Here is a 25520-nt window from a genome sequence, read left to right as displayed (position 1 = left end):
CTAACTAACGAACTGACTGGTCTGTTCGCGCTCAGACACTTTGACCAACACCGCTCTTTGCTCTTCTGCCGTCAATCGCCCCCAGGTACTGATTTCTTTGCCAGTACGGTAGCAACCAACACAGACGTCGTCATCGTTAAGCAAACACAAATTCACACAAGGCGATGCTACTTTGGCGTTTTTAGTCGCTTTTTTTGACATGACTCTCTCCTTCGGCATCCTTGTCAGCCGCTGCCTTCATGGCTTTCTGCTCAGCATTCCATTCGCGCAGCTCTTCATAATACGTATCCCAAACACAAGGAGAGCACTCACTTTCACAGCATTCCCAGTCTTCTGGAGGTGTCGGACGTTCGGACATTTCATTACCCATACAAAAGCGTTAACACATTGAAATTAAAGTCATTGCACTTCTTAGAGTCGTCCCCCTAAGAAGTGCAATAATATTGATAAGCGCTTAATACTCAGCGTTATGATAAACACGCTGAACATCATCAAGATCATTCAAAAGGTCAAGAAAACGATCAAACTGCTCAACATCTTCACCTTCAATGGCCGTCAAGTTTTGCGCAACGAATTGAATCTCGTCAACATCAAATTCAATCTCACCAAAGGCGTCAACCAAAGCCGCTTTGGCTTTGCCATACTCTGTGTTTGGTGCAAACACGGTTACCTTGCCATCTTCTAGCTCGATATCAGTCACGTCCACATCGGCCATCATTAGCGCTTCTAAAACAGCCTCTTCGTCTGTGCCGTCAAAAACAAAAATCGCACTGTGGTCAAACATATGACTCACACTGCCTTGGCCACCAATCTTGCACTTAACCTTGTTAAAACAAGTACGCACATCACCAAAAGTACGGTTTGGATTATCAGACAAGCAATCCACGATCACCATGGTATTGCCCGGCCCAAACCCTTCATAACGAGCCGTGTCGAAATCTTCTCCGCCACCGCCTTTCGCCTTATCAATCGCTTTATCAATAACATGGGTTGGCACCTGATCTTTTTTCGCTCTTTCGATCATCGAGCGAAGTGCCAAGTTACCATTTGGATCAATACCACCGGATTTTGCGCAAACATAAATCTCACGGCCGTATTTACTGTAAACCTTGGCTTTTTGATCAGACGTTTTTGCCATGGACTCTTTGCGGTTTTGAAAGGCTCTGCCCATTACATTTTCCTATTCTATGCGTTCTTAAAAGCAAGATTCTAACGTGAAGGACAAAAAGAAGGAACTGCTAGAGTGCCAGATTCCTCCTTTTAAGTGCATTTTGAAGAACAGATGGAAGCCAACACAAGGCGAGAAAATACGATAAGAATCAATTTCATAACCCGCTCAGGCAAGCACGGGAAGATTTCGAGCGGCCAATACAGCAAGGGAAACCGTCGCTAAAACACAAAACATTTCTTTATTTGGCGCGAAAACAGCAGAAAATCAGCAAATCCTCATTGTTTACACCACCCAAAAGTAGCGCACAAGATCCTTGAAACTGTATGATAAACATTCTATAAAAAGTCTTTATATTATTAATCTAGATGCGGTTATTTTAGCCAACTCGTTGCGGCTCTTGAAATACAAATGAGTCCACCTACCACAGGATTTCACTGACTCCACTATGAGAATTACCAAGAAATTCAAAATACGCCATAAGCTGTTTGCCGTCTTCGTGCTCAGCAACATTTTAGTGATTGTGTCTATGTGGCAGGTTTTTCAATGGAGCTTTGACCGTGGTTTTGTGTCTTACGCCACAGAGCGAGATCGCGATTTCCTAGAGCAAATGGCGAACAGAACCGCCAACTTGTATATCTACTACGATGATTGGTACTTCTTGATTCAAGAAAGCCAAATGGAAAAAGACTGGCACAAAGAACGCCTTGAGAACCTGAGAGACTTGGTGCCGCCTCCTAGCACCCCTAATTTGGACCTTATCTATCCATCTCAATACTATCGCCAGCGTTTCCTATTGTTTGATAAAAATCAAAAAAGCATCATAGGTGATACGCCCTTTGATAAAGCGGAAACCCACGCGGTTATCGTCAATAAAAAAGTCGTCGGCTATATTGGCTTACGCTCTATGCGCGCCCTAGTACAAGACCAAACCTTGCGATTTGTACGTCAGCAAGGGGAAGCCTTTTTATTGATCTCTGCCTTTATGCTGGCAATTGCCGCTTTGCTTACTTGGCCTCTTGCTCAATGGCTAAGCCGACCATTATGTACCGTACGTGAAGCCACACGTAAACTGTCAAAAGGTCATTACGATACTCGCATTAAAATTCACGGCTCAGACGAGCTTGCGGATTTAGGAAATGACTTCAACCATTTGGCCATCACGCTGGAAAACTCTCGCGAATCCAGAAAACGCTGGGTTGCAGATACCGCGCATGAGCTAAGAACGCCGGTTGCCATTTTAAGGGGCGAAATTGAAGCCATGCAGGATGGCATCATTAAAGTATCGCCAGAAAGTCTTTCTTCTCTACAGCAAGAGACGATACATATAACGCGTCTAATTGATGACTTAAACCAGTTATCCATGCATGATGTAGGCAATCTAAATTATGAAATGGAAGACGCGGATTTAAATGAAATCCTAGAACAAACAGTCCAATCTATGACACTGAGATACAATGAAGCGGGTCTTGATATAGAACTTGATATCATCAAGAAAGCCCCGATCATGATTACCGGTGACACAGATCGATTGCACCAGCTCTTTGCTAACTTAATGAATAACTCATTAAAGTACACAAACGCACCAGGAAAACTTAGTATAGTATTATCAAGAGAAGATGATACGGCGGTTGTGTTGTTCGAAGACACTCCTCCAGGTGTGAATGAAGAAGAGAAAAATCGAATTTTCGAACAGTTCTATCGAGTCGAGAATTCACGTAATAGGGCAACAGGTGGTAGAGGCTTAGGGCTTGCGATCTGTACCAATATTGTAGATGGCCATCAGGGCAACATTAGTGCCTATCACTCGCCACAGGGTGGTTTAGGAATAAGAATAGAATTCCCTTTAAATTAATATGGAACAAAAAGCATTATGAGCAAAATACTAATTGTTGAAGACGAACCAAAATTAGCTGAGTTAGTCGGCGCCTACCTAGACCAAGCAGGCTATGAAAACCACCATATTGATCGTGGCGATCAAGCGGTAGATTACGTGAAAAACAATCACGTAGATTTAATCCTTTTGGATCTTATGCTACCAGGCCTAGATGGTATCGAGATTTGCAAACAGGTACGTCAATTCAGCGGCATCCCAATCATTATGGTGACCGCAAAAGCAGAAGAAATTGACCGTCTAATCGGCCTAGAAATGGGCGCAGACGATTATGTATGCAAACCTTTCAGCCCACGCGAAATCGTTGCGCGCGTTAAAGCCAACCTTCGTCGCGTTGAGCTTGACCAAACTGAATCACCAAGAACAGATGGTTTTGACCTAGATGTAGATCGCCTACGCGCCACTTATAAAGGTGAGCTAATCGATCTAACGACCGTTGAATTCCAATTACTGCAATTGCTGATCAAAGAACCTGGTCGCGTTTTCGGCCGTGATCTGATTATGAAAAGCATTTACGCAGACAGCCGTGTAGTAAGTGACCGTACCATTGATAGTCACATCAAAAAACTGCGCAAGAAAATCTCTGCCGTTGCGCCTGAGCTAAACGTGATTCATTCTGTCTACGGTGCGGGTTACCGATTCGAAAACAACGATTAATAGACACTGTAACTCTGTTTATCTATAAGGAATGACGTTGGATAACTTTTTAGACGTACTTGGTTTTTCTTTTTCTATCACCATGCCAATTTTTTTAATTCTGGTGCTAGGAATTTTTCTTTACCAAGTACAGCTGATCAATGATAATTTCATTGATGTTGCCTCTAAATTGGTTTTCAACGTCACTCTTCCTGCCCTACTCTTCATCAGTATTTCCAAAACCAAATTAAGCAGTGACACAGATTTTTCTCTGGTCATTTACGCCATGCTTGCCGTGGTTGCGACCTATATTCTATTAGAAGTTATCACCAGTAAGATGATTCCCGATAAGGGAGATCGTGGCGTGGTTATTCAAGGCGCTTTTCGCTCTAATATGGGCATTATTGGTTTAGCCTATTGTGTCAACGCCTATGGCGACAGCGTGTTTTCTGTGGCTTCTATTTACCTTGGCGGTGTAACCGTCCTTTATAATATTTTGTCTGTTATTTGTTTAAACAGATCCATGGATGCCAAAAAGAGCATTGCTAACACCTTAAAAGGCATCGCAAAAAACCCACTTATTCTCGCCATTGTGGCCGCATTAATTTTCTCTGCCACTGGCCTAACGCTGCCTTCTACCCTGCACAAAGCAGGTGATTACTTTGCGCAAATGACACTGCCTCTGGCTTTGCTCTGCGCGGGCGCCTCGTTGAGCTTTAAAGCCATGCAAAAAGACATCACGATTGCGATGATATCTTCTGTTGGCAAGCTCATCTTTATCCCTGTCATCATCACCTTCGGTGGCTATCTGCTCGGATACCGAGGCATGGAACTTGGCGTGTTATTTTTGATGTCGTCTGCGCCATCCGCCTCAGCAAGCTACATCATGGTCAGAGCCATGGGCGGCAACGCGACCTTGGCGGCAAATATTATCGTGATCACCACCATTGCCTCTCTATTAAGCACCAGCATAGGCGTCACCGTGTTGCGCAGTTTAAATCTAATGTAAGAGCGCGTAACGCCAGTGTGACCGGCGTCATTTCAGGCGCGATAGAAAATTAAATTATTTTAATGATAATCACTTGCATTTAACCTAAAAAACCTCTTTAATGATAACCATTATCAAGACAGAGGTACGACATGCAGCACGTTAATTTACATGAGGCCTATGACTCACAAGGTGACACCATCAGTCATCTATCTGACATTATTGGTGGTCACAAACGTCATATCAGTCTGTTACCCAATCTAAAGGTTATTGACCAACACCTATCCTGTCATAGTGACACTCTGTTTACTGAACAAGCTCAACAAGGGCTCTATTTTTCGCTTGTGGGCACAAAACCTATTATTGATAGCGACGATATCGATAGCATTCAAATCAGCTATCAAGCTCAAGACATTGTTGGTGATTTTGCGATGGCGGAAGGCGAAGAAAAATCGTTGTTCCAAATCCACGTGACAACAGAGCTGCTTGCCAGTTTATTTAATGAAACAGAAGAGCAAGTTATTCAGTACTTTAGCAATTTATTTGCCAGCATTAATCAAGACGGCCCTCTTATTAGCCTGCCTGTAACGGAAAAAAACCGAGCGGTTTGCCGCCTAATGCTTGCCTATCAAAGACAAACATTAAGCCTTATTGGTCACGTGTACTCTTGTATTTTCACGTTTGTCGATCAACTTAAAATGCTCAACCATTTATCCCGCTGTGAAGATTGCCAACAAAAAGTCTTTCAAGCACAGAATTTATTAGAAAGTCCTGATCACGGTAAGCTGGAAATAGATCAGCTGGCCCATCGCGTAGGCTTAAACAGCGAGGCATTAACCCTTGGATTCCAGCACCTAGTAGGACAATCCGTTGAACGCTATGGCATGCACAGTCGAATGCAATATGCCGCGGCTATGTTGCGCCAAGACCCTCATTCAAAATCGTCCGTTGTGGCCAAAAGCGGTTTTACTGAATCTCAGTTTGAAGCCGCTTTTGTCCAGCATTTTGGCGTTAGCAGCCATCAATACGGGCAAATTCACTAGTAATAGGAACATTGAAAAACCATGGATCAGCCGTCAATCGCCTTAATATATGGCACAGATACCAATAACACCGAGGAAGTTGGTACAAAAATCGTTAATCAATGGAAAGAACTGGGCATTGATGTAGAAATGCACAATGTTAAAGACATCGAAATCAATCAACTCGAAAACTACGAGATGTTGATTCTCGGTATACCAACATGGGATTTTGGAGGCATTCAAGAAGATTGGGAAGAGTTAGGCGATGCGCTTAGTGAACTCTCGCTTGCTGATAAAACCATCGCCCTTTATGGCCTCGGCGACCAATTTGGTTATGGTGATTATTTTGTCGATGCCATGGGCTGGCTCTACGAAAAATTAGCACCAACCCAAGCCACCTTTATTGGTGAATGGCCAACGGAAGGCTACGAATTTGAAGCCTCTAGAGCCTGCATAAAAGACAAAGAACACTTTGTCGGTTTGGCCATAGATGAAGATCAACAGTTTGAACTCACTGATCAGCGCATCGAACAGTGGGTTATCCAACTTTACGCAGAAAGAGCGGTTGAAGCCGCATAAATATCACCTGACTGGCACATTGGATATAGGTTCACGACTCAAGATTTGGACGACTGCACATTCGCTGCCCCGAATGACCAAATTTCACCTCATCTAATGGATATTTATAACGCTCGCTCATACAGCGTGAAGCACGTGACCACTCCTTCTTTCTCTCCTGCTTGGGGGGTGGTCACGCATTTCTATTTTCTAGCGCGATTCGCTATGATGGGTACTCCTTTTTTGAATAGACCATCATGAACCTGCAACTTTCTGACATTATCTTCTTCTTAATCATTGCGATGCTTTTCTATGGTTGGTGGCGTAACAGCACCATCAGAGAACGCGCCATCATGACGGCAAAAAGTCACTGCCAAGAACTCAATCTGCAACTACTCGATGACAGTGTCGCTGGTGACGGCTGGAAGCCATGCTGGGCAAATCATCAGCCTTGTATAAAGCGCACCTATCAATTTGAATTCTCTTCTACTGGACGTATGCGCTACCAAGGTCGTATTGTTTTTGTGGGCAATAAAATAGCCACTATTTGGTTAAGCCCCCACGATATTTAACCCCTAAAAAAAGCGTTATATATTCTCGATTGTTGCGACAATTGAGCCGCACATTGTGTGTTTATTAAAATAAATTTTTCCATTTAATTGCAAAGCAAGATAAACAAGAAATAGAATGTAAATGAAACCTTACTTTGTTTGCATGATTCACAACAAACTAGGCTTTAGCTTTACCCCAATATTAGGCTGTGTATCAGCGCATTATTGGCTCATAAAATATAATAAGAAATATAGGTATCATTTATGCTGTCAAACCTAAGTTTTCGCACCAAGCTTATAGCCCTGCTGTCTGCAGCGATTATTGGTTTTGTTATTGTTACCGTGGTGGCTTTACAAGGATTGAATACCCAAACTTCTGCATCAGAAAGGTACGAAGTATTAACACGGGTAGACAAAGACTTGGCAACCTTGGTTATTACCTTAATGGAAGAGTATGAAACGCTTTCCTCACTCAACGACAAGTCGCATAAGTCCTTCTTAAAAACACTCGACTCTGAGTCTATCGAGTCAATGAAAACCTTAGATGACAACATACAATCCGTGTCCTCAGAAGAGGCAAAAAACCTTTTACATCAGGTTAAAACAACCGTAGATGCTTATAACAGCACCTTAAAACAACTGGTTCATCAACAGCAAGTCGTTGGCTTTAATGGTTCCGCTGGCCTCAAAGGCAAGATCTCGGATTTGGGTGTTCAAGTTACTGATAAAGTCTCTTTTCTAAGCCTAGTAAAACAAGAATTCTTACCGGTTCGCGAAGCGGAAAAGAACTTCATCTTTGAACCGACAGCAGACAATAAAGCGGCGTTCATGGAGAAGTACAACAAGTTCCACAAACGCATCGTCGATTTTGGTCTAGAAGAGCGCTTCGGTGAAGTTATCGAGCAGTACTTTGCTGCCATACAAAATTACGATCAAGCCAATAACACCCTAGTGTCTCTTCAAAAACAGTTTAAAACGAACAAAGAAGCCTTTCACGATGCTCGCTTAGCCGCGGCTAACTTTATGCAAAGCGCGGTGCAAGAGGCTCGTTTACAAGCCTCCGCCAGTTCTGAGAAAGCCAGCGCAGGTTTAATCATAGTGAGCATTATTGTTGCCATTGTCGCCGCGCTAATGATGCTAGGCATTGGCCGCAGCGTAAACAAAACACTCAATCAAATTATTCGAGATCTGGGTAAGGTAAAAAGCGGTGACCTAACAGCCCGCCTATTCGTGAATAGTAAACGCAATGACGAATTTGATTCCTTGTGCAGCTCAGTCAATGAAATGACCGATGGCCTAGGCTCTGTGATTGGTGACGTGGTGCACACCACACGAGATGTGTCCGGCATGGTAACCGAGCTAAATGACTCAGTGAAGAACATCGCCGACAGCAACCGTTCGGTCAGTGAACAAACCAACTCTTTAGCCGCTGCGACAGAGGAAATCTCCACAACCATATCCAGTATTTCCATTACCACCGACGAATTAAGCAATCAGTCTCAGGATACCTATGAGTCTGCTAAAGTCGGGGCAGAAACCATCAAGGGCGCATTGTCGAATTTGGCCAGCACCATTAGCATTGTCAATCAAACGGGTGTGCAGCTCAATGAGTTAGGTCAGCTATCAAAAGACATTGATAATGTCATTGGCATGATCAACGACCTTGCTAGCCAAACCAACTTGCTCGCACTGAACGCGGCCATTGAAGCGGCACGTGCAGGGGAAGCGGGTCGAGGCTTCTCCGTTGTGGCCGATGAGGTTCGCTCTTTGGCAGAGAAAACCGTTGATGCAACCGCCAAAATCACCGACATTGTCAGCACGATTCAAGGCTCCACTCAAACCGCCATCGAAACGATGCAAAGCGGCCAAGAAAGCCTCCATGCTATTGAAAGTTTCAGTGAAAAAGCCGAAATCGCCATTCAGGAAATCGAGCAAAATGCTCAAACCAGCTCAGCCTCCTCCATTGATATGGCACGCTCTATTCAAGAAGTAGCGAAAACCGCCGTGCACATGAGTGAAGAAATGGACCGTATCGCACAGCAATTACAACGCGATAACAGCTACATCAACAGCATAGAAGACAATACACGTCACATTCACGACCAGGTCGCGAACCTAGACAGCAAAACAAGCGTGTTTACCACCAAGTAGTATTCGAGCAGCCACAACCGGCTTATCCACTATGTCGTGATGACAAAGGCGCAATAAAAAAGCTGACTTAGTAAACTAAGTCAGCTTTTTTTGTTTTACTTACCAAGCCTTTAAATCAAAGCATTGATCTATAGACGGGCTTATAAATCCGCAAATTCTTTTTCCCAACGTTTCGCTTCTTTCTTAGAAGGTCCACCTAAGGCATTCACCGCGGTACGCATGCGCGCACGCGAAAGGTCAGGCCCTAGAATCGCCATAGAATCGAAAACCGAGACAGATGCACTGGAACCCGAAATAGCCACAAACAAAGGCGCAAAGAAATCTTTCGGCTTCACGTCCATACTTTGAGCAAGAGATTTCAAGGTGTTGAAAATCTCATCTTTTTCCCAAGTGCGTAACGCTTCAAGTTTCCACAAGGCAAACTGCATGGCTTTGCGCAATGTTTCTTCTTCCATTTTTACCGTCGAAAAATCTTCTTTGGTAATCGGCAACATACCTTTTAGGAAGAAGCCTGCAACATTCGCTACGTCGGAGAAGGTTTCTACGCGAGGCATGATCAATGGAATGATTTGCATCAAATACTCAGGGTTTAACGCCCACTCAACGTATTTCTGTGCGAAGGTTTCAGGGTTTAGATTCTCACGAATCCACATACCGTTTAACCAGCTCAGTTTTTCAACATCAAAAACTGGCCCGCCCAAAGACACACGTTGGATATCGAATTGCTCAATCATTTCATCCAATGAGAATTTTTCACGCTCATCAGGCATAGACCAACCCATACGACCAAGATAGTTAATGACAGACTCTGCCATGTAACCCATGCGTTGGTAGTACAAGATACTGGTTGGGTTTTTGCGTTTTGACAACTTTGACTTATCTGGGTTACGCAACAATGGCATATGGCACAATGTCGGCATGTCCCAACCAAAGTATTGGTAAAGCAAAATGTGTTTAGGCGCAGAGTTAATCCACTCTTCACCACGAATAACATGGGTGATCTTCATCAGATGATCATCCACTACGTTCGCAAGGTGATAGGTTGGCATACCGTCGGCTTTCAGCAAGACTTGCATGTCAACTTGAGACCAATCGATCTCAATGGTGCCACGCAGCATATCTTGAACAACACAGGTGCCTTCTTCAGGGATTTTCATACGAATAACGTAGGGAACGCCGGCGTCTAGCTTTGCTTGTACTTCTTCTGCGCTCAGAGCCAAAGCTCGACCATCGTATTTTTGCGGTAGGCCTTGCTCTTTTTGCTCGATGCGCATTTGATCAAGCTCTTCAGGGGTTTCAAAAGCGTAAAACGCATGGCCTTTTTCCACCAACTCTAAAGCGTATTGACCGTAAATATCACCACGCTCACTTTGACGGTAAGGACCATATTCACCGCCAACATCTGGACCTTCAGCCCAATCAAGCCCTAACCAACGAAGCGCATCTAGAATCATTTTTTCTGATTCCGGCGTACTACGAGTTTGATCCGTATCTTCTATGCGTAAAATAAACTTGCCGCCCATTTTGCGAGCAAACGCCATATTAAACAGAGCGATGTAAGCTGTGCCAACATGTGGGTCGCCTGTTGGAGACGGTGCAATACGAGTTCTTACCTCTGACATATCAATCTCATTTATCCAGTTCGTGAAATGCGGCTATTATAATCTGCTTGGTGCCATGGGGTAAGTGCGCTTTCACATCTTTTCCAACCTCATGTTTGACCCTGACCAAACAAACCCACGAAGTCTGCTCTTTTATAGCGCCTAGCGCCGTCTTTATTGGTGCAATTCTTAATCAGCACGCCCAACATCAGGCCAAAAACCGCCCATCACTGCTCTGGCCTATTTATTGCTGGTTAGGAAACAGCTCAACCGTGACGTAACGGTATTGGATACCTTATAAGGATTGCAATTATGCTATTGAAGCCTGGCACCTTGCTGATGACAGCACTGCCCTATTTTGGCCGCCAAACCTTGCTCATCGTACTGGCCTGCGGCACCCTCTTCCTCTGCTTTACGCCGACTATTCCTACGCTGTTTGTTGCTTTGTCGGTCTTATTGCTGCTCTACTTTTCCCTATCGGTCTCCCAGATAACAAAAAACAGATTGCAAAAGCTAGGACAGGCTCTTGAGGTAAAGGATCAGCCTAGCGTCATACCGCTTATTCATTCAGACGCTGAATTTAACCGCTTAGCCCACTGCATTAACCCTTTGCTGCGCACCTTAGAGCGCCACCAACAGCTGTTGATCAGCTGTTCACAAGAAACCCGTTACACAGCCACCGAACTGCAAAACTCATCCACCCATGTGGCGCAAGGCGCAGAAGAAGAATATCTAGCCATTGACACGCTCGCAGCCACCAGCCAAGAGATGAATAACAAGATCTCCACCATTGCCGAGCGCATTGCACAAACATCGCAACTGGCCGCCAATACTAAATCGCAATCTGAAAAAGGGCAGGACGCACAAACTCAATTAAAAGAACGACTCACTCTGATGCAAGGCAAGGTGGACAGCAATCAATCACAAATGGCTTCCTTAAGCGAAACCGCCAGTAACATCCGACGCTTTGTTGAAACGATTGAAACCATCACCTCACAAATCAATCTACTGTCATTGAATGCGGCCATTGAATCCGCCCGGGCAGGGGAAGCCGGCAGAGGCTTTGCGGTGGTGGCTAACGAAGTACGCACTCTCGCAGCCAATACGGAACTTGCCACCCAAGACATTGCCACGTTAGTGGATTCCATCTCAAAACAAGTGAATGCCTGCGAACAAACCAGCGATGAATTAATCGCCTACGCCAACAGCGCCAATGCCAGCGCAGAAGAAACAGATAACGCACTGCAATTGATTTACCAAGCCGCCCACGAAACACAAGATGACATTAGTGTCTCAACGCAATTAATCTCAGAATTTCGCCTCTCAAACGCCGCCATGAGCGAGCGTTTGCAAAGCATTGCCTTAATCAGTAAACGCCACAGCAAAGCCAGCCAAGACACCAAAGACATGGTCAAATATTTAGAGTGGCTGTCCTCACGACTTGAGCAGAAGGAACTCGCGGAATGACTTCAATCCTCTTATTTATCGGTTTATGCGTTGGCGTAGTTGCCTTAGCCATAGCGCGCCATTATTACTCAAAGAAAAGCGCTAAACGGCGTTCGTACCAAGGTTTAGAAGGCAGTAAACAGCTCATCGAGTTAATCAAGCTCACCCAGCAACATCGCGGCATGCATTCTGGATTTTTAAATGGGCAAACCGAGTTTTCAAGCAAATTAGACTCATTAAAAGCCGACATTAGCCATCGCTACAACACCCTACTCCGGCTCGAAGAGACACTTAATTACCCCAAACAATTAAGTTGCCAGTTTCAATACATTCAATGGCAAAAGCTCATCCGAGATTCAGCGCTTAGCAGCGCACAAAGTTTTCAAATTCACTCACGCCTTATTGCTAGATTGCTCGACGGCCTTTGGGATATGTCCGATGAATTCGCGCTAACATCAAGCCAGGATGACACTGTGCGGGCCTTAGCACAGCAATACATTAAAACCCTGCCGAATATTGCCGAAGCGTTAGGACAAATTCGCGCACTGTCTGTGCAAGTGGCGGCCAAACACACCCTAAGCTCCGATAAGAAACTGCAGCTGCTTTTTACCTTAGGAAAAGTCGATGCTCATATTGACCATCTCGATCAAAGCCACGCCTTACAAGACAAGCAAAAAATCAGAGATTTTGTTGAGCAGATTCGCAAAAAGACAGACAGCAAAGAGTTGGTTAATAGCCAGCCAGAGGCCTTATTTAAAGACGCCACCTTAATTATAGATGACGTGTTTGCACTTATTTTTACAGGGGTAGACACATTGCAAAAGAAAATCCACTTGTCCTAAAGACTCAGCCTGTGGATTGCTCATCAGAGCCAAAAAAATGCTCGTTTAGGCTGGCTGGTAAGCCAGTTGAGAAAGGCGCACGCCGATTTCAACATCGACTTTTAAGGACACCAACTGGCGCGATAATAAGCATTGCTCATAATTATCAGATAAAAGATGCTGAATGCGGTCCGAAAAAGACGTCACATTTTGATAAATACTTTCTATGGTTGAATGCGTCTTCATGATCGACATGGCGGTTTTCGGGCCTATGCCTTTCACCCCAGGAATGCGGTTAGTGGTGTCTCCAACCAAAGCCCAGTAATCCGTCAGTTGAGTGGCTTGCACCCCGTATTTCCCTGGTACCCAAATTTTATCGTAACCGAGTTTGGCAAAATAATCGTATTGCAGAATATTCTCGTTATCGAGCAACTGAGTAAAGCCTTTATCGGTCGACACTATGTAGGATTTTACCCCTTGGTTCGCCGCTTTGACGGCCAAAGTAGCAATCAAATCATCCGCTTCCCAACCTGCTAAGCGCAAACAATGAATCTTGTTATAACGAAAGACGGTGGCAAAATCAGGCAATGACTCCAAAAGCGCATCGTCCATGGGCACTCGACCTAATTTATATTCTGGGAAAATTTTATGACGCCAAGTTTGACCACTGGCATCAAATACCACAACAATATGAGACGGTACGATTTGTTTAATGAGTTTAATCAAGGCATCAATGGAAACACTTTGTGTTCGCTCTACCCTGCGCGCCAGATCTTGTTCTGATTCCAGCGCCGCATAAAGGCGACGAATCAAATTTAATCCATCAATGATCAGTAATCGTTTATCCACTCTAGACCCTTTATTTACACGCTGTGATATTAATGCCATATTTTGCCATTAGATTAACATGCCAAGACAAGTAGAACGACACAACGACGCTTAATCATTGAAGACAAGAAGGTTTTTATGAAAGGTTTGACGGTATATTTCTGCCTACCTCTGCTGCTAACCAGCATTCAGGCTAGCGCACAGGCATCGCCACTTCGCGCTGTTATCGACACCAACAGCAGTCAAATTGTTGAAAACATCTCCGCGAATCAAACCCCCAGTTTATCGGTGACACCCGGGAGTTTACTGCCCCTCACCGCCAACTTCTCACCAATCACACAAGTTCGAGCGGCGGACTACCGTGATTGGTCTTCACAAATCGGCCAGCAAGTGACGGTCGAGAACAAACACAGAGAGTTATCTTATACTGGGAAATTGCTGGCTCTTGAGCCGCAAAGCGACACCTTTTCTTTACTCATAGAGAAGAAAACCGTCACTTTGCCCATCAATGATTTTTACTTGATTCCGTCCCACGCCCACGCCACGGACAAAAGCACCAAGACTCAGTACCCAAGCGTTGTCAGCTATCAATCCAATGACTTGTCCTGGAGCCCGAAGCGCACTCTTATTTTTACCGATGGGTTTGTTTCTCTCATCAATTCCGCCGAGCTCCACAACGCGGCAACGCACGCAATTCAGCTCAAAAACAGCGTGTTACACTATTCTCCGGCGACACCAATGAGAGCCAAAGTAGAGCAAACCGCCTTGCGCATGAGCGACAGCAGTAGCGCGGATTACACAGACAACGAAGTGACTTTCCCGCTCAAGAGCGCACACCTGAAAGCCAACTCAGACACCCTAGTCAAACTCATTCGCTTGCAATCGCCTATTGATAAAAACGAACATACTGCCACTGTCTATACCGCGTTTAATCGCGCCGCTGACATCCCTTTATCCTTTGAAAATACGCTAACTTTTACACTGAGCGCCGACGCCTTTCCTGGGCACTACCAGACGTTTTGGCAACGCGATGGCTTACTGATCCCAAGCAACAACACCCACCTAGACATTGCTCGAGCGAAACAACCGATCCAAGTGGTGACCAACAAAAGCCTCGATATCACAGGGCATTTATCGCTAGTGAGCAGCACATCGCAAAAATTACCCAGCAAGCAAACTTGGAAGGTCACGCTGCAAAACCACTCAAATCAGGCGAAAAGCTATGTAATTTCACACACAATGCGCGGTGTCATTAGCCATGTAGAGGGTCCGAATGTCAGCCAAAAAACAGCCAGTAGCGTTCAAATAAAAGGCAAAATACCGGCCTTAAAAACGCAAAGCTTCCAATACCAAGTTGAGCTAAAAGAATAGAAAAAGGGTAATAAAGACGAGATGATGCATTGAATTTTCACAATCCGCGACGCACTAAGTTTTTTGATTATGATATGGTCACGGGTAATACCAGATATAACATTTACCCTACTGCCATCTTATTGTGCCCTAGGGTAATATAACTATATTTCATACTAAGAGCCCACGATAACCCATGAAAAAGCATATTATCTCATCTTTTATAGCCGCCATGACCATAAGCAGCGCCACTGTTCATGCAGAAAGCTTATATGACGTTTATAAATTAGCACTGCAAACGGATCCTGGTTTACGCGCGGCAGCGGCGACTTATAAAGCCCAAGGCGAACAAGTCACCGTCACAAAAGGTAGCCTATACCCTAATATTTCTTTGAGTGGGAGTTTGGGCTATGCAAAGGACGACAACCCAAGCACAGACTACAACACCAAAACAGGGGCCGTATCACTGGACCTTGATTACCCAATCTATTCCCCTGCACTCGATTACGGTGTGGATGCGGTTGAATTGACTTACAAAAGCTCTGGAGTCACCTACGAAAACACCAAAGAAGATTTGTCTTTGACGGCGTTGACGGACTACTTCAATTTGCTGATGGCACAATCCACACTGAACACCACCCTTGCTCAAGTAAAAAGCAACAAGAGCGAATTGGATCAGGTTCAGAAGCAATACGATGTTGGCCTAGTGTCTATTACTGACTTGCAAGATGCGCAAGCAGAATATGACGCAGTAAAGGTAACCGAGCTGACCAACCGCGCGAATGTTGCTTATGCTCAAAAGGTGCTGTTGCAGTTAACCGGTCGTGTTATTACAGACATTCCTGAACTTTCAAAAGATTACCCGATCCAGCTTGATCCAAACATGTCAGTGGATTCTCTGATCCAAAAAGCGGTCAAGAACAACAAAGAGTTGAACATCCTTGATCTTGCGGTACAAAGTGCCGATAACAACATCGATCTAAAAAGAGCCAGCGGCCGCACGCCTGTTGTGTCTATCACAGGATCATTATCTCGTTCTAACTATGACTACAGTGAAGACGTATCATCCGGTGATGGCAACTACGATAATGCCACCGTTGGCTTAGCGCTTAGTATGCCACTTTACAGCGGTGGCTCGATCAATGCGTCCATTAGACAGGCTGCGGCAGAAGCCGAGTCGAGCCGAGAGTCCCGCGATGACTCATTGCAAACCATTGAGCTAAACATCCGCAGCTTGGTTCTTAACTTGCAAACGTCTGTGGCACAAGTACAAGCACAGAAAGTACTGATCAAGTCTCGTCGCAGTGCATTGGAAGCCAGCAAAGCCGGCTACGAAGTAGGAACACGTAACTTGGTTGAGTTATTAGACGCTCAATCCAACTTGTTTGATGCGATTGACGCCTTACAACAATACCGCTACAACTTCGTCTTGCAGCAACTTCAATTGCTTGAAGTCACAGGTGAGCTAACAGAAGACAAGATCAAAAGCCTAGACAAGTGGCTTGTCAGCAGAAGCTAATCGCTGCGCGCTAAAAACCACCCGCTAGCACCATAAAAAATGCCGAAGCGTGAACTCATTCACACTTCGGCATTTTTTTATCAAGGACTCGCTCTTAACGCGCGATCAACTTAGCACGCTTAGTAAAGCGCGCCAGCACCTTATAAAGCCCATGAGCGTCATGGCTACCAGCTAATTCACGAATGGAGTGCATACCAAAAGTTGGCAAGCCAATATCGATCGTCGGCACACCGATTTCTCCAGAGGTTATCGGCCCAATCGTGCTGCCACACGCCATGTCGCTGCGCACGACAAAGCTCTGTACTGTGTAGTTTTCTTCAGCGGCAATATCCCGGTACACACTCGCCGTTTCGCTGTTGGTGGCATAACGCTGATTCGCGTTAATCTTGATCACCGCACCTTGGTTAATCATAGGAGCGTGATTTGCATCGTGCATGCTAGCGTAATTCGGATGCAACGCATGCGCGTTGTCTGCAGACACCAACATCGAACGCTGCATAGCCTGTACATATTGCTCTGGATTTGGCGATAAGCGACGCAGTACATCTTCCAAAAACGGCCCATTCGCGCCACAAGCAGACAAACTGCCAATCTCTTCATGATCGGTACAAATCAACAAACTTGGACGCTGATTATCTGAATCCAATAACGCTTGCATACCAACAAAGCAACTCAGCAAATTATCCAATCGAGCGGAGCAAATGTACTCTTGATGCAAGCCCACTAACGACGGCTTCTGAGTATCGTAAAGGCTGAGCTCAAAATCCAATATGGTTGCCACTTTCGCATCTGGATGCTGCTTCTCAATTTGAGTTTTCAGCAAAAGTTGCAGATCGAATGTGTTTTCTGCGCCACATAAAATAGGCAAAATTTCGTTTTGTGGGTTCACAGAAAACGCTTCATTGGCTTTTCTATTCAAATGGATGGCCAGATTAGGAACCACAGCAATAGGGTCTTTAAAGTCCACCAGACGGCTACTAATGTCACCGTCTTGGTTTTTGTAACTAACGCGACCTGCGATCGACAAGTCACGGTCTAGCCAGGTGTGCAGCAACACCCCGCCATACACTTCCACACCCAATTGGTGATGGCCATGACGCTGCACATGAGCATTCGGTTTCAGCTTTAAGCACGGACTGTCTGTATGCGCCCCTATCATTCGCCAGCCACTTTGATGAAAATCCAATTGCGGACTCGTAAAGGCAATCAGTGACGAGTCATTACGGGTCACAAAATATTTTCCACCTTCATCAATCACCCAACTATCTTCTTCTAATAGTTCAATGAAACCCGCATTGGTTAATGCTTGGCGCATGCTGTCTGTGGCATGAAAAGGAGTGGGAGAATCTTGTAAAAAAGATAACAAAGTATGATTAAAGCTAGAATATTCCATAATTTCCTGAAAGGACAATACCTTAAAAAAGTGACTTTTTAGCAGTTAGGCTGGCCTTACTGCTCTGTGTCTAATATGATTTTACTCAATAACGTAAATACAGACCAAGAGAACCCACACCGGATGAATTATAAACACCTATTGTTTTGCCTTTTCACGGGTCTAATCTTTGCCTCGACGCAAGCATCTGCCTACACAGAACTTCAACCGCCACATGAGTACGACACAGTATCCAAAGAACTAGTGAGTATGCTAGAAAGCGAACATTATGACAAACCTACGATTGATGATCGAATTTCAGAAGAAGCCTTTGATTATTACTTGGACTCTCTCGACCCATCTAAAAGCTTTTTACTGCAAAGCGATGTGGATGCGTTATCACAATACAAAGACAGCTTTGACGATGCCTTACGCAATGGCGACACACAAGTGGCTTACACCATCTACAACCTCTATTCAAAGCGCATCGAAGATCGTCTAAACAGCGTTGAAAAAGACATTCCAAAAATCGTCAAATCCTTTGACTACACAAAAAAAGAGTCACTGAATAATGACCCTGATAAGTTAAAGTGGGCAACCTCTGAAAGCGAGCTAAACGAATACTGGCGCAAGCGTTTAAAAAACCGCGCTTTGGTGCTTAAGATGAACGGTGATTCCGAAGAGAAGATCATCGACACATTAGAACGCCGCTATAAAAACCAGCTGCGCCAAGTAGACCAAACGAACGCCGTGGATGTTTACCAAATCTTCGCCAATTCGATTACCGCAACATTGGACCCTCATACGTCTTATTTTGCGCCACGCGCATCAGAAACCTTCAACATCAACATGAGCCTTTCTTTAGAAGGGATTGGTGCGGTACTGCAGGCCGATGACGACTACACCAAGATAGTTCGTTTGGTTCCAGGTGGCCCAGCCGCCACTCAGACCGACCTAGCCCCTAACGACAAAATCATTGCCGTTGGCCAAGAAGGCAAACCCATGGTCGATATTGTTGGCATGCGACTTGATGATGTGGTCGAAATGATTCGCGGTGAGCGAGACACCAAGGTAAATCTGGAAGTGATTCCAAGTAAAGGCGATGGCCAAACCAGTAAAAAAATCACCATAGTCCGCAAAAAAGTAAAACTGGAAGACCAGTCTGCGAAAAAAGACATCATCCACATTAAGCGTGATGGTAAAGACTACAAGGTAGGCATTATCCACTTACCTACCTTTTATTCTGATTTTGCGGCCATCCAACGTGGCGACAAAAACTACAAGAGCTCCACTCGTGACACTAAGAAGCTGATCGAAGAATTGCGCAAAGAAGGCGTGGTCGCGCTTATCCTTGACCTTAGAAACAACGGTGGCGGCTCATTGCAAGAAGCAAACTCACTAGCAGGCCTATTTATTCCATCTGGCCCTGTGGTGCAAATTCGCGATCAAAAAGGGCGTGTTACGCCACTTGGCGACAGCGACGGAGAAATCAGCTACAGCGGCCCTCTTGCTGTGTTAACCAACCGTATGAGCGCATCCGCGTCTGAAATCGTCGCAGGGGCTTTGCAAGACTATGGCCGCGCCTTGATCCTGGGCAGTCAAACCTTTGGTAAAGGCACAGTCCAAGTACTTCAAGACATGGACAAAGGCCAACTTAAAGTCACTCAAGCGAAGTTTTACCGCATCTCAGGTGAAAGTACCCAGCACAAAGGGGTTATCCCAGACATTGCCTTCCCTTCTTTGATTGACGACAAACTGGTCGGTGAAAGCGCATTAGACAATCCGCTACCATGGGACAAAATCCATGAAACACGCTACCCAGTCTATTGGAACATGGAGGCCTATGTACCACTGCTTGAGCCACGCCATAACGCGCGCATCAAGAAGGACCCAAACTTTATTGCGGTGGTAGATCAAATCAAAGACTACAAAGCCCAAGCAGAAAAATACAAAACCATCTCTTTGAATGAAAAGGTTCGCGAAGCACAAGCCGCGGCGAATAAGAAAAGAGAATTGGACAGAGAAAACACGCGTCGCAAAGCCCTTGGCCTAGAGTTGGTTAAATCAGTCGATGACATCAAGCCATCTGACAAAGCCGATGACGACGCTTATGCTCACGAAGCATCAGAAATTTTGCTGGACTTCATTGCCATTAACCAAAAAGCAGAAGCCGCCGCTAAGGCACAGCAAGCCGCCAGCCACAACTGATCTTAATCCTGGCGGGATTACCCAAAAAGGCAGTGTGTTTTCACACTGCCTTTTTCTTTATTAAACGCAAACTCGTGGCTTTGGTCTTGGACTGACATCAAAATTCCCACATAATAGCGCGCTGAAATTCATAATAAGGCGATACAGGGATTACCCCCCTGCTCAACGCCCCGTTTTATTCTACTTTTTGATTGTATGTACGGAATACCATGGCAAAATCGTCCGCCGATAGAAACACTATCGACTTATTTGGCTCTCCTCGAGGTCGACCTCGAAGCCAACCGTTGAATCGAAAAGATCAACTAAAAGCAAACAAACGCATCCAACGCGAAAAAGAAAAAGCCCTTGGGCTGAAACGGTTAGAATTATTGGTTGATGAAGAAACCATCACCAAGCTTGACCAGCTCTGTGAGCTAAACGATGTAAAACGCTCTGAATGGCTAACCATGCAAATTGCCTTGTCTTTTTCAAAGTCAAAAACAGGGAAGCTAAAAAAGCCGACCCGCTAGCCAGCCTGCGTCTGTAACAAGACTTTTCGCTGACTATAAACCCACGCATAACAACTCGATTAACTGACTTACTATGGCCAAACTGTACTTTTATTATTCTGCAATGAATGCGGGAAAATCCACCATACTCTTGCAGTCCGCTCACAATTACCAAGAACGCGGAATGGAAGTCATGTTACTGACGGCCGCTATTGACGACCGTTATGAAAGCGGGCAAATTGCTTCTCGTATTGGCATTAATGCAGAGGCTCAAGTCTTTACCAGAGAGTCCGATCTTTGGTCGCAGATCGACGCACAACATCAAGCAACCAAGCTAAGTTGTATCTTGATCGATGAAGCTCAGTTTCTTACCAAAGAACAAGTGTATGCATTGTCTGATGTGGTTGACTCGCTGGACATTCCCGTCTTGGCGTTCGGTATTAGAACCGATTTCCAAGGGGCGTTATTCGAAGGCAGTAACGCCCTACTCGCTTGGTCAGATAAATTAATCGAGCTGAAAACCGTTTGTCATTGTGGCAGCAAAGCCACTATGGTGATTCGCCTTGATGAACAAGGCCATCCAGTAAAAGAAGGCGCCCAGGTAGAAATTGGTGGCAACGACCGCTATTTGTCCGTTTGTCGAAAACATTTTAAAGAAGCCGTGAGACGATAATTATGTGGTTCAAGAACGCCCAGATTTTTCAATTAAAAGACACAGAGTCACTCGATACGAATGAGCTCATTGATAAAATTCCTGAGTTCCCACTAAAAGAATGTGGCTCACAAGAAGAGTTTTCTTTCGGCTGGCTGCCATTAATTCGCAACAGCGAACAATGGAGTCTGGCCAGCGACCACTGCTTGTTATTCCGTGCAGGCAAAGAAGAAAAAGTATTGCCAGCGGCGGTAGTTCGTGAAGAACTGGAAGCCAAGGTGGCCGAAATCGAATTAATAGAAGGACGCAAAGTCGGTCGTAAAGAGAAAACCGACATGAAGGACGAATTGGTCTTCACGTTGCGCCCTAAAGCGTTTTCAAAACGCACAGACGTTTGGGCATATATTGATTTAAAAGCCAAAATCTTAGTTATCAACAGCACCAACGCAAGCATGACCGAATTGCTTTTCAAGCACCTGCAAACCACGCTAGGTAGCTTCCCTATGTCTCCGCTGCAAGCTCAAGTTTCACCGGCGTCTTTGATGACCGACTGGCTGACCAAAAATGAAGTGCCTGCTAGCCTAGAAACCGGCGACGAATGTGAAATTCAAGACGGTTCAGAAGAAAAAGCGACGATCCGCTTTAAAGCATTAGAACCACTATCAGAAGATGTAACACGCCACCTAGAGCAAGGCATGGCGGTAAAATCTTTAGCCCTACGCTGGACAGACAAACTGACCTTTGTATTGCATGAAGATCTGACCTTACGCAAAATCAAATTTGATGATGCGCTAAAAGAAGCGGCCTTTAATGACTCTCAAGGTGGCGGTTTATCCGACATGGATGCCAACTTCTCCTTGATGTCGCTGACACTGCGCGAGTTCTATGCCTCTTACTGCCTTTGGTTTGAAATCCCAGAAGCATAAAACGTGCCTGAGTTTTAACCACTCCCCAACGTTTTCCACAGATATCGTGGATAACACTGGGGAGAACATTCGGGAAGCCAGATAACATGCAGATCCCCAGAATAAAGTTAGACACAACAGACGCTATTGAGTGCTATTAAACTCAATCTGGAAACCATATTGATGAGCGTTTTATGACAAAACTTCAGCAAGAACAAGCTATTGCCAAAAGAGTTACCCTGATGGGAGCAATTTGGGATGCCATCTTAGGCGCCGCGAAAATTGTTGCCGGTTATTTCTCTCAATCCCAAGCACTGATTGCCGATGGCATACACTCATTGTCCGATCTAATCACCGATGTGTTTGTTTATTTCGCGTCTTCTAATGCGCGCCAAGGGCCTGACGAAAAACACCCATACGGACACTTACGCTTTGAAACCGTGACCACGGTCTTTTTAGGCATGGTATTGGTCGCGGTCGCGGTAGGCATTGCCTATGAATCACTGGATAACCAGAAAGAAGCGCAATTCACCTGGTATGGCATGGCGGCGTTGCTGGCCACCATTGGCATTAAAGAAGCCATTTTTCACTATACCAAAAAAGCGGGCGAAGAAATCAGCAGCAAGCTGTTGATTGCCAACGCTTGGCACAGTCGCAGTGATGCCCTGTCTTCGGTTGCTGTGTTAGTCGGCCTCATTGGGGTGTATTTCGGCTACGGATGGGCTGATATGCTGGCGTCCATCGTGGTGGCTTTATTGATTGGTAAGATGGCGCTTAGCATGATCTGGGAGAGTTTAAGCGAATTGGTCGACAGCGCCCCAGACCCAAAGCTTATCGCCAAGATCAAAGAAACCGCAGACAGCCTAAAAAATGTCATGGCGCCCCACGATGTGCGGGCACGCTCGATGGCGGGTAAAATTTACCTTGATATGCACATTCATGTACCAAGCCATGCCAGCGTCAGTGAAGGGCATTTTCTGGGTGAACTGGTGTCTTACACCATTCGTAAAGCGCACCCGCAAGTGGTCGACGTGTTAGTACACATTGACCCAGAAGAAGACTTCGACGAAGTGTTGTCGGCTGAAGGCGCCAAGCCTGAGTACCTGAAACGACCAGCAAGGCACCAAGTATTGGCGGATTTACGTTTTTTATTGCGTCAGCACACGGCGTACTTAAATATTGATCAGACTCGCTTGCATTATCTTGCAGACAGCTTAGACATCGAACTGGTGGCCGATTCTAGTAAATTGCCAGAAGACGCGAACCTGCAAAAAGTGACGCAGGCTATCTATCTTGATATTCAAGCGGCACCTTATGCTAAAAAGGTCGACGTGCTTTGGTCTTTTCCTAGAAACGATACGAATTAAGCGTCTTCCGATTCGTCACTCAGAGCGTCATTCAGGCGCTCTGCGGGCAGCGCCTTGGTGGTTTTTGCGCCCATCTGTTTCAGTTTTTCAGCGCGCGCCAATAAGTTCCCTCGGCCTAAGCTCAGTTTTTTCAACGCCGCATCATGACTGCGCCCTACCGCGTCTAACTTGCTACCAATGTCATCCATATCCTGCACAAAAGCAGCGAACTTGTCGTACATAGCCCCTGCTTGACGGGCAATTTCAATGGCGTTTTGGCTCTGCTTTTCATTGCGCCAAATGTTCTGAATAGTCCGCAAAGTGGCCAACAAGTTAGATGGCCCCACAATAATAATATTGTGCTCAAACGCTTCACTAAAGAGACCGTTGTCCGCCTGTAACGCCAGACCAAACGCCGCCTCGATGGGAATAAACAGGAGCACAAAGTCCAACGAAGTAATGCCAGGAAGGTCATGATAAGACTTAGCGCTAAGCTCTTTCATATGACGGCGTACCGCTTCGAGGTGCTGTTTTAACGCCCGATTTCTTGCCTCATCGTTGTCCGCTTCCATATAAGCAAGGTAGCTCACCAACACCATTTTAGAGTCCACTACGATTTGCTTACCTTCAGGAAGATGAATCACCACATCAGGCTGCAACCGTCTTCCCTCTTCTGTTTGCAAGGACATCTGTACATCGTATTCCCGGCCTTTTTCTAGCCCCGACTTTTCTAAAATACGCTCCAAGATGACTTCACCCCAGCCACCTTGCAGTTTGTTTTGCCCTTTTAATGCCGTCGTCAAGCTCATGGCATCGTCACTGATCTTCTGATTCAGTTGCTGTAAGCTTTTGATTTCTCGAACCAAAGAAAAGCGCTCTCTGGCCTCTTCTTGATAGCTTTTGTCCACGCTTTCTTGAAACTTCTGAATTTGGCTGCCAAGCGGCGTCAGTAAAGAACCCAGTTGGCGCTCGTTTTCTTTTGCCAAATGCTGCCCTTGCTGGCTCATAATCTCATGGGCCATTTGTTTAAATTCGGTTTCGTTCTGTTTCTTCTGCTCACGATAAAACGCTTCTTTTTCCTGCCAAACGCTTTGCGCTGCGGCAAATTGCTGTTCTAACGTAATGGATTCTTTTTCGAGATAGTGAATCTGTTCCTTAGATTGCTCAACGAGGCGCATTAACTCCTCATTTTGTTGCTGCATTTTTTCTTGTGTATGGTGCCACTGACGACGCATAGCCTGTACAATAAGGCTGGCAAGGCCAGACAGTAGAATCGCGCCCACACAAAAGCCCGATAACGCCCAAACCGATTGTGAAAGCCAATCTGTCATATGAATTAAAACCCGCTATTTTTATAGTGAAATCAATCACTCTTGAATTCAATTGATAAGTTTACATGGATTACTACTTAAGCCCAACACACACGCAACGCTTTGATCTTGAAATTAAAAATAGCCAGTTCATTACGCGAGTAAGTCGAACTCAAGGCCGTGATGCCGCCAAAGCCTTCATAGACGAAATACGCGCCCAGTACCCAGACGCGAATCATCATTGCTGGGCCTTTGTCGCGGGCGCCCCCAACAACGTGCATTTGTGGGATCAAAGTGACGATGGCGAGCCCAAAGGCACCGCCGGAAAACCCATGTTAAATGTGCTACAGCATTCAGATTTTGGCGAAACGACGGTCGTCGTTACTCGCTACTTTGGTGGCATTAAACTCGGCGCTGGCGGGCTAGTAAGAGCCTATAGCCAAGCCGTACAAGAAGCCTTAACACAAACAGAATATGAAAATGTTTACCCGCGCGTCCCTGTTCAACTAAAAATCACCTACTCTCTATTGGGTAAGGTCGAATATTTTTTAGAGCAAAGCGACATTGAGGTAAACAACAAAACCTACACCGACAGCATTATCATTGATCTTGCTGTTATAGAACGCACTTGGCCTGAGCAGAAACAAGCACTGACTGACTTATGCCAAGGCAGCTTAACGTTAATTGAACCGGACAAAGAGTAACT

Annotated in this window: 24 protein-coding genes; 17 read left to right on the top strand and 7 right to left on the bottom strand. The window is 45.3% G+C overall.

The window, feature by feature from the left end:
- The 3 genes from E0D71_RS09530 to E0D71_RS09520 all read right to left on the bottom strand — a co-directional run bounded on the left by E0D71_RS09530 (window position 1) and on the right by E0D71_RS09520 (window position 1171).
- Complete coding sequence (locus E0D71_RS09530; protein ID WP_133003075.1) at window positions 1-201, bottom strand: DUF1289 domain-containing protein; 201 nt, start codon at window positions 199-201, stop codon at window positions 1-3.
- Window positions 182-358 (bottom strand): oxidoreductase-like domain-containing protein, encoded by a 177-nt coding sequence (locus tag E0D71_RS09525; protein WP_243712006.1) that lies wholly within the window; start codon window positions 356-358, stop codon window positions 182-184. The genes E0D71_RS09530 and E0D71_RS09525 overlap by 20 nt, the downstream gene beginning before the upstream one ends.
- A 96-nt stretch (window positions 359-454) precedes the next feature.
- Window positions 455-1171 (bottom strand): YebC/PmpR family DNA-binding transcriptional regulator, encoded by a 717-nt coding sequence (locus E0D71_RS09520; protein WP_133003073.1) that lies wholly within the window; start codon window positions 1169-1171, stop codon window positions 455-457.
- A gap of 445 nt (window positions 1172-1616) precedes the next feature.
- Between E0D71_RS09520 and E0D71_RS09515 the strand changes: the two genes are divergently transcribed.
- From E0D71_RS09515 to E0D71_RS09485, 7 genes are all read left to right on the top strand, one after another.
- Window positions 1617-3023: an ATP-binding protein gene (locus E0D71_RS09515; protein WP_133003072.1), complete on the top strand. Its 1407-nt coding sequence runs from the start codon at window positions 1617-1619 to the stop codon at window positions 3021-3023.
- Between the two features lie 18 nt (window positions 3024-3041).
- The gene (locus E0D71_RS09510; protein WP_115897125.1) at window positions 3042-3719 is read left to right on the top strand and encodes a response regulator; all 678 of its coding nucleotides are present in this window, start codon (window positions 3042-3044) and stop codon (window positions 3717-3719) included.
- A gap of 31 nt (window positions 3720-3750) precedes the next feature.
- Window positions 3751-4707 (top strand): AEC family transporter, encoded by a 957-nt coding sequence (locus E0D71_RS09505; protein WP_133003071.1) that lies wholly within the window; start codon window positions 3751-3753, stop codon window positions 4705-4707.
- 131 nt (window positions 4708-4838) lie between these two features.
- Window positions 4839-5729 carry a helix-turn-helix domain-containing protein gene (locus tag E0D71_RS09500; RefSeq protein ID WP_133003070.1) on the top strand — a complete coding sequence of 297 codons (891 nt, stop codon included), beginning with the start codon at window positions 4839-4841 and terminating at the stop codon, window positions 5727-5729.
- A gap of 21 nt (window positions 5730-5750) precedes the next feature.
- On the top strand, window positions 5751-6287 hold the full coding sequence (locus E0D71_RS09495) for a flavodoxin (protein WP_133003069.1): 537 nt from the start codon (window positions 5751-5753) through the stop codon (window positions 6285-6287).
- Window positions 6288-6523: 236 nt separating this feature from the next.
- Window positions 6524-6838 (top strand): DUF3301 domain-containing protein, encoded by a 315-nt coding sequence (locus E0D71_RS09490; RefSeq protein ID WP_133003068.1) that lies wholly within the window; start codon window positions 6524-6526, stop codon window positions 6836-6838.
- Window positions 6839-7081: 243 nt separating this feature from the next.
- Window positions 7082-8968: a methyl-accepting chemotaxis protein gene (locus E0D71_RS09485; RefSeq protein WP_133003067.1), complete on the top strand. Its 1887-nt coding sequence runs from the start codon at window positions 7082-7084 to the stop codon at window positions 8966-8968.
- A 140-nt stretch (window positions 8969-9108) separates the two neighbouring features.
- On the opposite strand, the gene gltX is transcribed toward E0D71_RS09485, so the two are convergent.
- Window positions 9109-10590, bottom strand: coding sequence for a glutamate--tRNA ligase (gene gltX / locus E0D71_RS09480; RefSeq protein ID WP_133003066.1), 1482 nt, complete (start codon window positions 10588-10590; stop codon window positions 9109-9111).
- 291 nt (window positions 10591-10881) lie between these two features.
- Here gltX and E0D71_RS09475 point away from each other — a divergent pair, with 291 nt between their 5' ends.
- Together E0D71_RS09475 and E0D71_RS09470 are read left to right on the top strand one after the other, a co-directional pair.
- Window positions 10882-12036 carry a methyl-accepting chemotaxis protein gene (locus E0D71_RS09475; protein WP_133003065.1) on the top strand — a complete coding sequence of 385 codons (1155 nt, stop codon included), beginning with the start codon at window positions 10882-10884 and terminating at the stop codon, window positions 12034-12036.
- On the top strand, window positions 12033-12857 hold the full coding sequence (locus tag E0D71_RS09470) for a nitrate- and nitrite sensing domain-containing protein (protein ID WP_133003064.1): 825 nt from the start codon (window positions 12033-12035) through the stop codon (window positions 12855-12857). The genes E0D71_RS09475 and E0D71_RS09470 overlap by 4 nt, the downstream gene beginning before the upstream one ends.
- Window positions 12858-12902: 45 nt before the next feature.
- Here the strand turns inward: E0D71_RS09470 and xni are convergent, their stop codons facing one another.
- Window positions 12903-13685: a flap endonuclease Xni gene (gene xni / locus E0D71_RS09465; RefSeq protein WP_133003063.1), complete on the bottom strand. Its 783-nt coding sequence runs from the start codon at window positions 13683-13685 to the stop codon at window positions 12903-12905.
- Between the two features lie 117 nt (window positions 13686-13802).
- Between xni and E0D71_RS09460 the strand changes: the two genes are divergently transcribed.
- A complete protein-coding gene (locus E0D71_RS09460; RefSeq protein WP_133003062.1) occupies window positions 13803-15035 on the top strand; it encodes a hypothetical protein in 1233 nt (410 codons plus the stop codon).
- A 175-nt stretch (window positions 15036-15210) separates the two neighbouring features.
- On the top strand, window positions 15211-16533 hold the full coding sequence (locus E0D71_RS09455) for a TolC family outer membrane protein (protein ID WP_133003061.1): 1323 nt from the start codon (window positions 15211-15213) through the stop codon (window positions 16531-16533).
- Between the two features lie 94 nt (window positions 16534-16627).
- Here the strand turns inward: E0D71_RS09455 and E0D71_RS09450 are convergent, their stop codons facing one another.
- Window positions 16628-17926, bottom strand: a complete 1299-nt coding sequence (locus E0D71_RS09450) for a M18 family aminopeptidase (RefSeq protein ID WP_133003060.1) — start codon at window positions 17924-17926, stop codon at window positions 16628-16630.
- 123 nt (window positions 17927-18049) lie between these two features.
- Between E0D71_RS09450 and E0D71_RS09445 the strand changes: the two genes are divergently transcribed.
- The 5 genes from E0D71_RS09445 (at window position 18050) to E0D71_RS09425 (ending at window position 23525) form a co-directional block, all read left to right on the top strand.
- Window positions 18050-20113, top strand: a complete 2064-nt coding sequence (locus E0D71_RS09445; protein ID WP_133003059.1) for a carboxy terminal-processing peptidase — start codon at window positions 18050-18052, stop codon at window positions 20111-20113.
- A gap of 209 nt (window positions 20114-20322) precedes the next feature.
- Window positions 20323-20622, top strand: coding sequence for a LexA regulated protein (ybfE, locus tag E0D71_RS09440; protein WP_133003058.1), 300 nt, complete (start codon window positions 20323-20325; stop codon window positions 20620-20622).
- A 73-nt stretch (window positions 20623-20695) separates the two neighbouring features.
- Entirely contained in the window at window positions 20696-21274 is a 579-nt protein-coding gene (locus tag E0D71_RS09435) for a thymidine kinase (protein WP_133003057.1), read from the top strand.
- 2 nt (window positions 21275-21276) lie between these two features.
- On the top strand, window positions 21277-22179 hold the full coding sequence (locus tag E0D71_RS09430) for a recombination-associated protein RdgC (RefSeq protein WP_133003056.1): 903 nt from the start codon (window positions 21277-21279) through the stop codon (window positions 22177-22179).
- A 173-nt stretch (window positions 22180-22352) separates the two neighbouring features.
- Window positions 22353-23525 carry a cation diffusion facilitator family transporter gene (locus E0D71_RS09425; RefSeq protein WP_133003055.1) on the top strand — a complete coding sequence of 391 codons (1173 nt, stop codon included), beginning with the start codon at window positions 22353-22355 and terminating at the stop codon, window positions 23523-23525.
- Here E0D71_RS09425 and E0D71_RS09420 read toward each other — a convergent pair.
- Window positions 23522-24835 carry a DNA recombination protein RmuC gene (locus E0D71_RS09420; protein WP_133003054.1) on the bottom strand — a complete coding sequence of 438 codons (1314 nt, stop codon included), beginning with the start codon at window positions 24833-24835 and terminating at the stop codon, window positions 23522-23524. The two genes, E0D71_RS09425 and E0D71_RS09420, sit on opposite strands and share 4 nt — an antisense overlap.
- Window positions 24836-24900: 65 nt before the next feature.
- Between E0D71_RS09420 and E0D71_RS09415 the strand changes: the two genes are divergently transcribed.
- Window positions 24901-25518, top strand: coding sequence for a YigZ family protein (locus E0D71_RS09415; protein ID WP_133003053.1), 618 nt, complete (start codon window positions 24901-24903; stop codon window positions 25516-25518).
- Window positions 25519-25520: the final 2 nt, after the last annotated feature.

The organism is Marinomonas sp. KMM3893, from assembly GCF_004352855.1.
GTDB lineage: Bacteria > Pseudomonadota > Gammaproteobacteria > Pseudomonadales > Marinomonadaceae > Marinomonas > Marinomonas arenicola.
Note: the sequence above shows the minus strand (reverse complement) of the source record. Positions and strands in the feature narration are given on the sequence as shown.

Excerpts from the sequence above, each read along its gene's own strand:
- E0D71_RS09425 (WP_133003055.1), top strand. The coding sequence starts at position 22,353 with ATGACAAAACTTCAGCAAGAACAAGCTATTGCCAAAAGAGTTACCCTG.
- E0D71_RS09520 (WP_133003073.1), bottom strand. The coding sequence starts at position 1,171 with ATGGGCAGAGCCTTTCAAAACCGCAAAGAGTCCATGGCAAAAACGTCT.
- E0D71_RS09460 (WP_133003062.1), top strand. The coding sequence starts at position 13,803 with ATGAAAGGTTTGACGGTATATTTCTGCCTACCTCTGCTGCTAACCAGC.
- E0D71_RS09505 (WP_133003071.1), top strand. The coding sequence starts at position 3,751 with ATGACGTTGGATAACTTTTTAGACGTACTTGGTTTTTCTTTTTCTATC.
- E0D71_RS09450 (WP_133003060.1), bottom strand. The coding sequence starts at position 17,926 with ATGGAATATTCTAGCTTTAATCATACTTTGTTATCTTTTTTACAAGAT.
- gltX (WP_133003066.1), bottom strand. The coding sequence starts at position 10,590 with ATGTCAGAGGTAAGAACTCGTATTGCACCGTCTCCAACAGGCGACCCA.
- E0D71_RS09435 (WP_133003057.1), top strand. The coding sequence starts at position 20,696 with ATGGCCAAACTGTACTTTTATTATTCTGCAATGAATGCGGGAAAATCC.
- E0D71_RS09510 (WP_115897125.1), top strand. The coding sequence starts at position 3,042 with ATGAGCAAAATACTAATTGTTGAAGACGAACCAAAATTAGCTGAGTTA.
- E0D71_RS09455 (WP_133003061.1), top strand. The coding sequence starts at position 15,211 with ATGAAAAAGCATATTATCTCATCTTTTATAGCCGCCATGACCATAAGC.
- E0D71_RS09495 (WP_133003069.1), top strand. The coding sequence starts at position 5,751 with ATGGATCAGCCGTCAATCGCCTTAATATATGGCACAGATACCAATAAC.
- E0D71_RS09470 (WP_133003064.1), top strand. The coding sequence starts at position 12,033 with ATGACTTCAATCCTCTTATTTATCGGTTTATGCGTTGGCGTAGTTGCC.
- E0D71_RS09500 (WP_133003070.1), top strand. The coding sequence starts at position 4,839 with ATGCAGCACGTTAATTTACATGAGGCCTATGACTCACAAGGTGACACC.
- E0D71_RS09530 (WP_133003075.1), bottom strand. The coding sequence starts at position 201 with ATGTCAAAAAAAGCGACTAAAAACGCCAAAGTAGCATCGCCTTGTGTG.
- E0D71_RS09475 (WP_133003065.1), top strand. The coding sequence starts at position 10,882 with ATGCTATTGAAGCCTGGCACCTTGCTGATGACAGCACTGCCCTATTTT.
- E0D71_RS09515 (WP_133003072.1), top strand. The coding sequence starts at position 1,617 with ATGAGAATTACCAAGAAATTCAAAATACGCCATAAGCTGTTTGCCGTC.
- E0D71_RS09415 (WP_133003053.1), top strand. The coding sequence starts at position 24,901 with ATGGATTACTACTTAAGCCCAACACACACGCAACGCTTTGATCTTGAA.
- E0D71_RS09445 (WP_133003059.1), top strand. The coding sequence starts at position 18,050 with ATGAATTATAAACACCTATTGTTTTGCCTTTTCACGGGTCTAATCTTT.
- E0D71_RS09420 (WP_133003054.1), bottom strand. The coding sequence starts at position 24,835 with ATGACAGATTGGCTTTCACAATCGGTTTGGGCGTTATCGGGCTTTTGT.
- E0D71_RS09430 (WP_133003056.1), top strand. The coding sequence starts at position 21,277 with ATGTGGTTCAAGAACGCCCAGATTTTTCAATTAAAAGACACAGAGTCA.
- E0D71_RS09490 (WP_133003068.1), top strand. The coding sequence starts at position 6,524 with ATGAACCTGCAACTTTCTGACATTATCTTCTTCTTAATCATTGCGATG.
- E0D71_RS09525 (WP_243712006.1), bottom strand. The coding sequence starts at position 358 with ATGTCCGAACGTCCGACACCTCCAGAAGACTGGGAATGCTGTGAAAGT.
- ybfE (WP_133003058.1), top strand. The coding sequence starts at position 20,323 with ATGGCAAAATCGTCCGCCGATAGAAACACTATCGACTTATTTGGCTCT.
- E0D71_RS09485 (WP_133003067.1), top strand. The coding sequence starts at position 7,082 with ATGCTGTCAAACCTAAGTTTTCGCACCAAGCTTATAGCCCTGCTGTCT.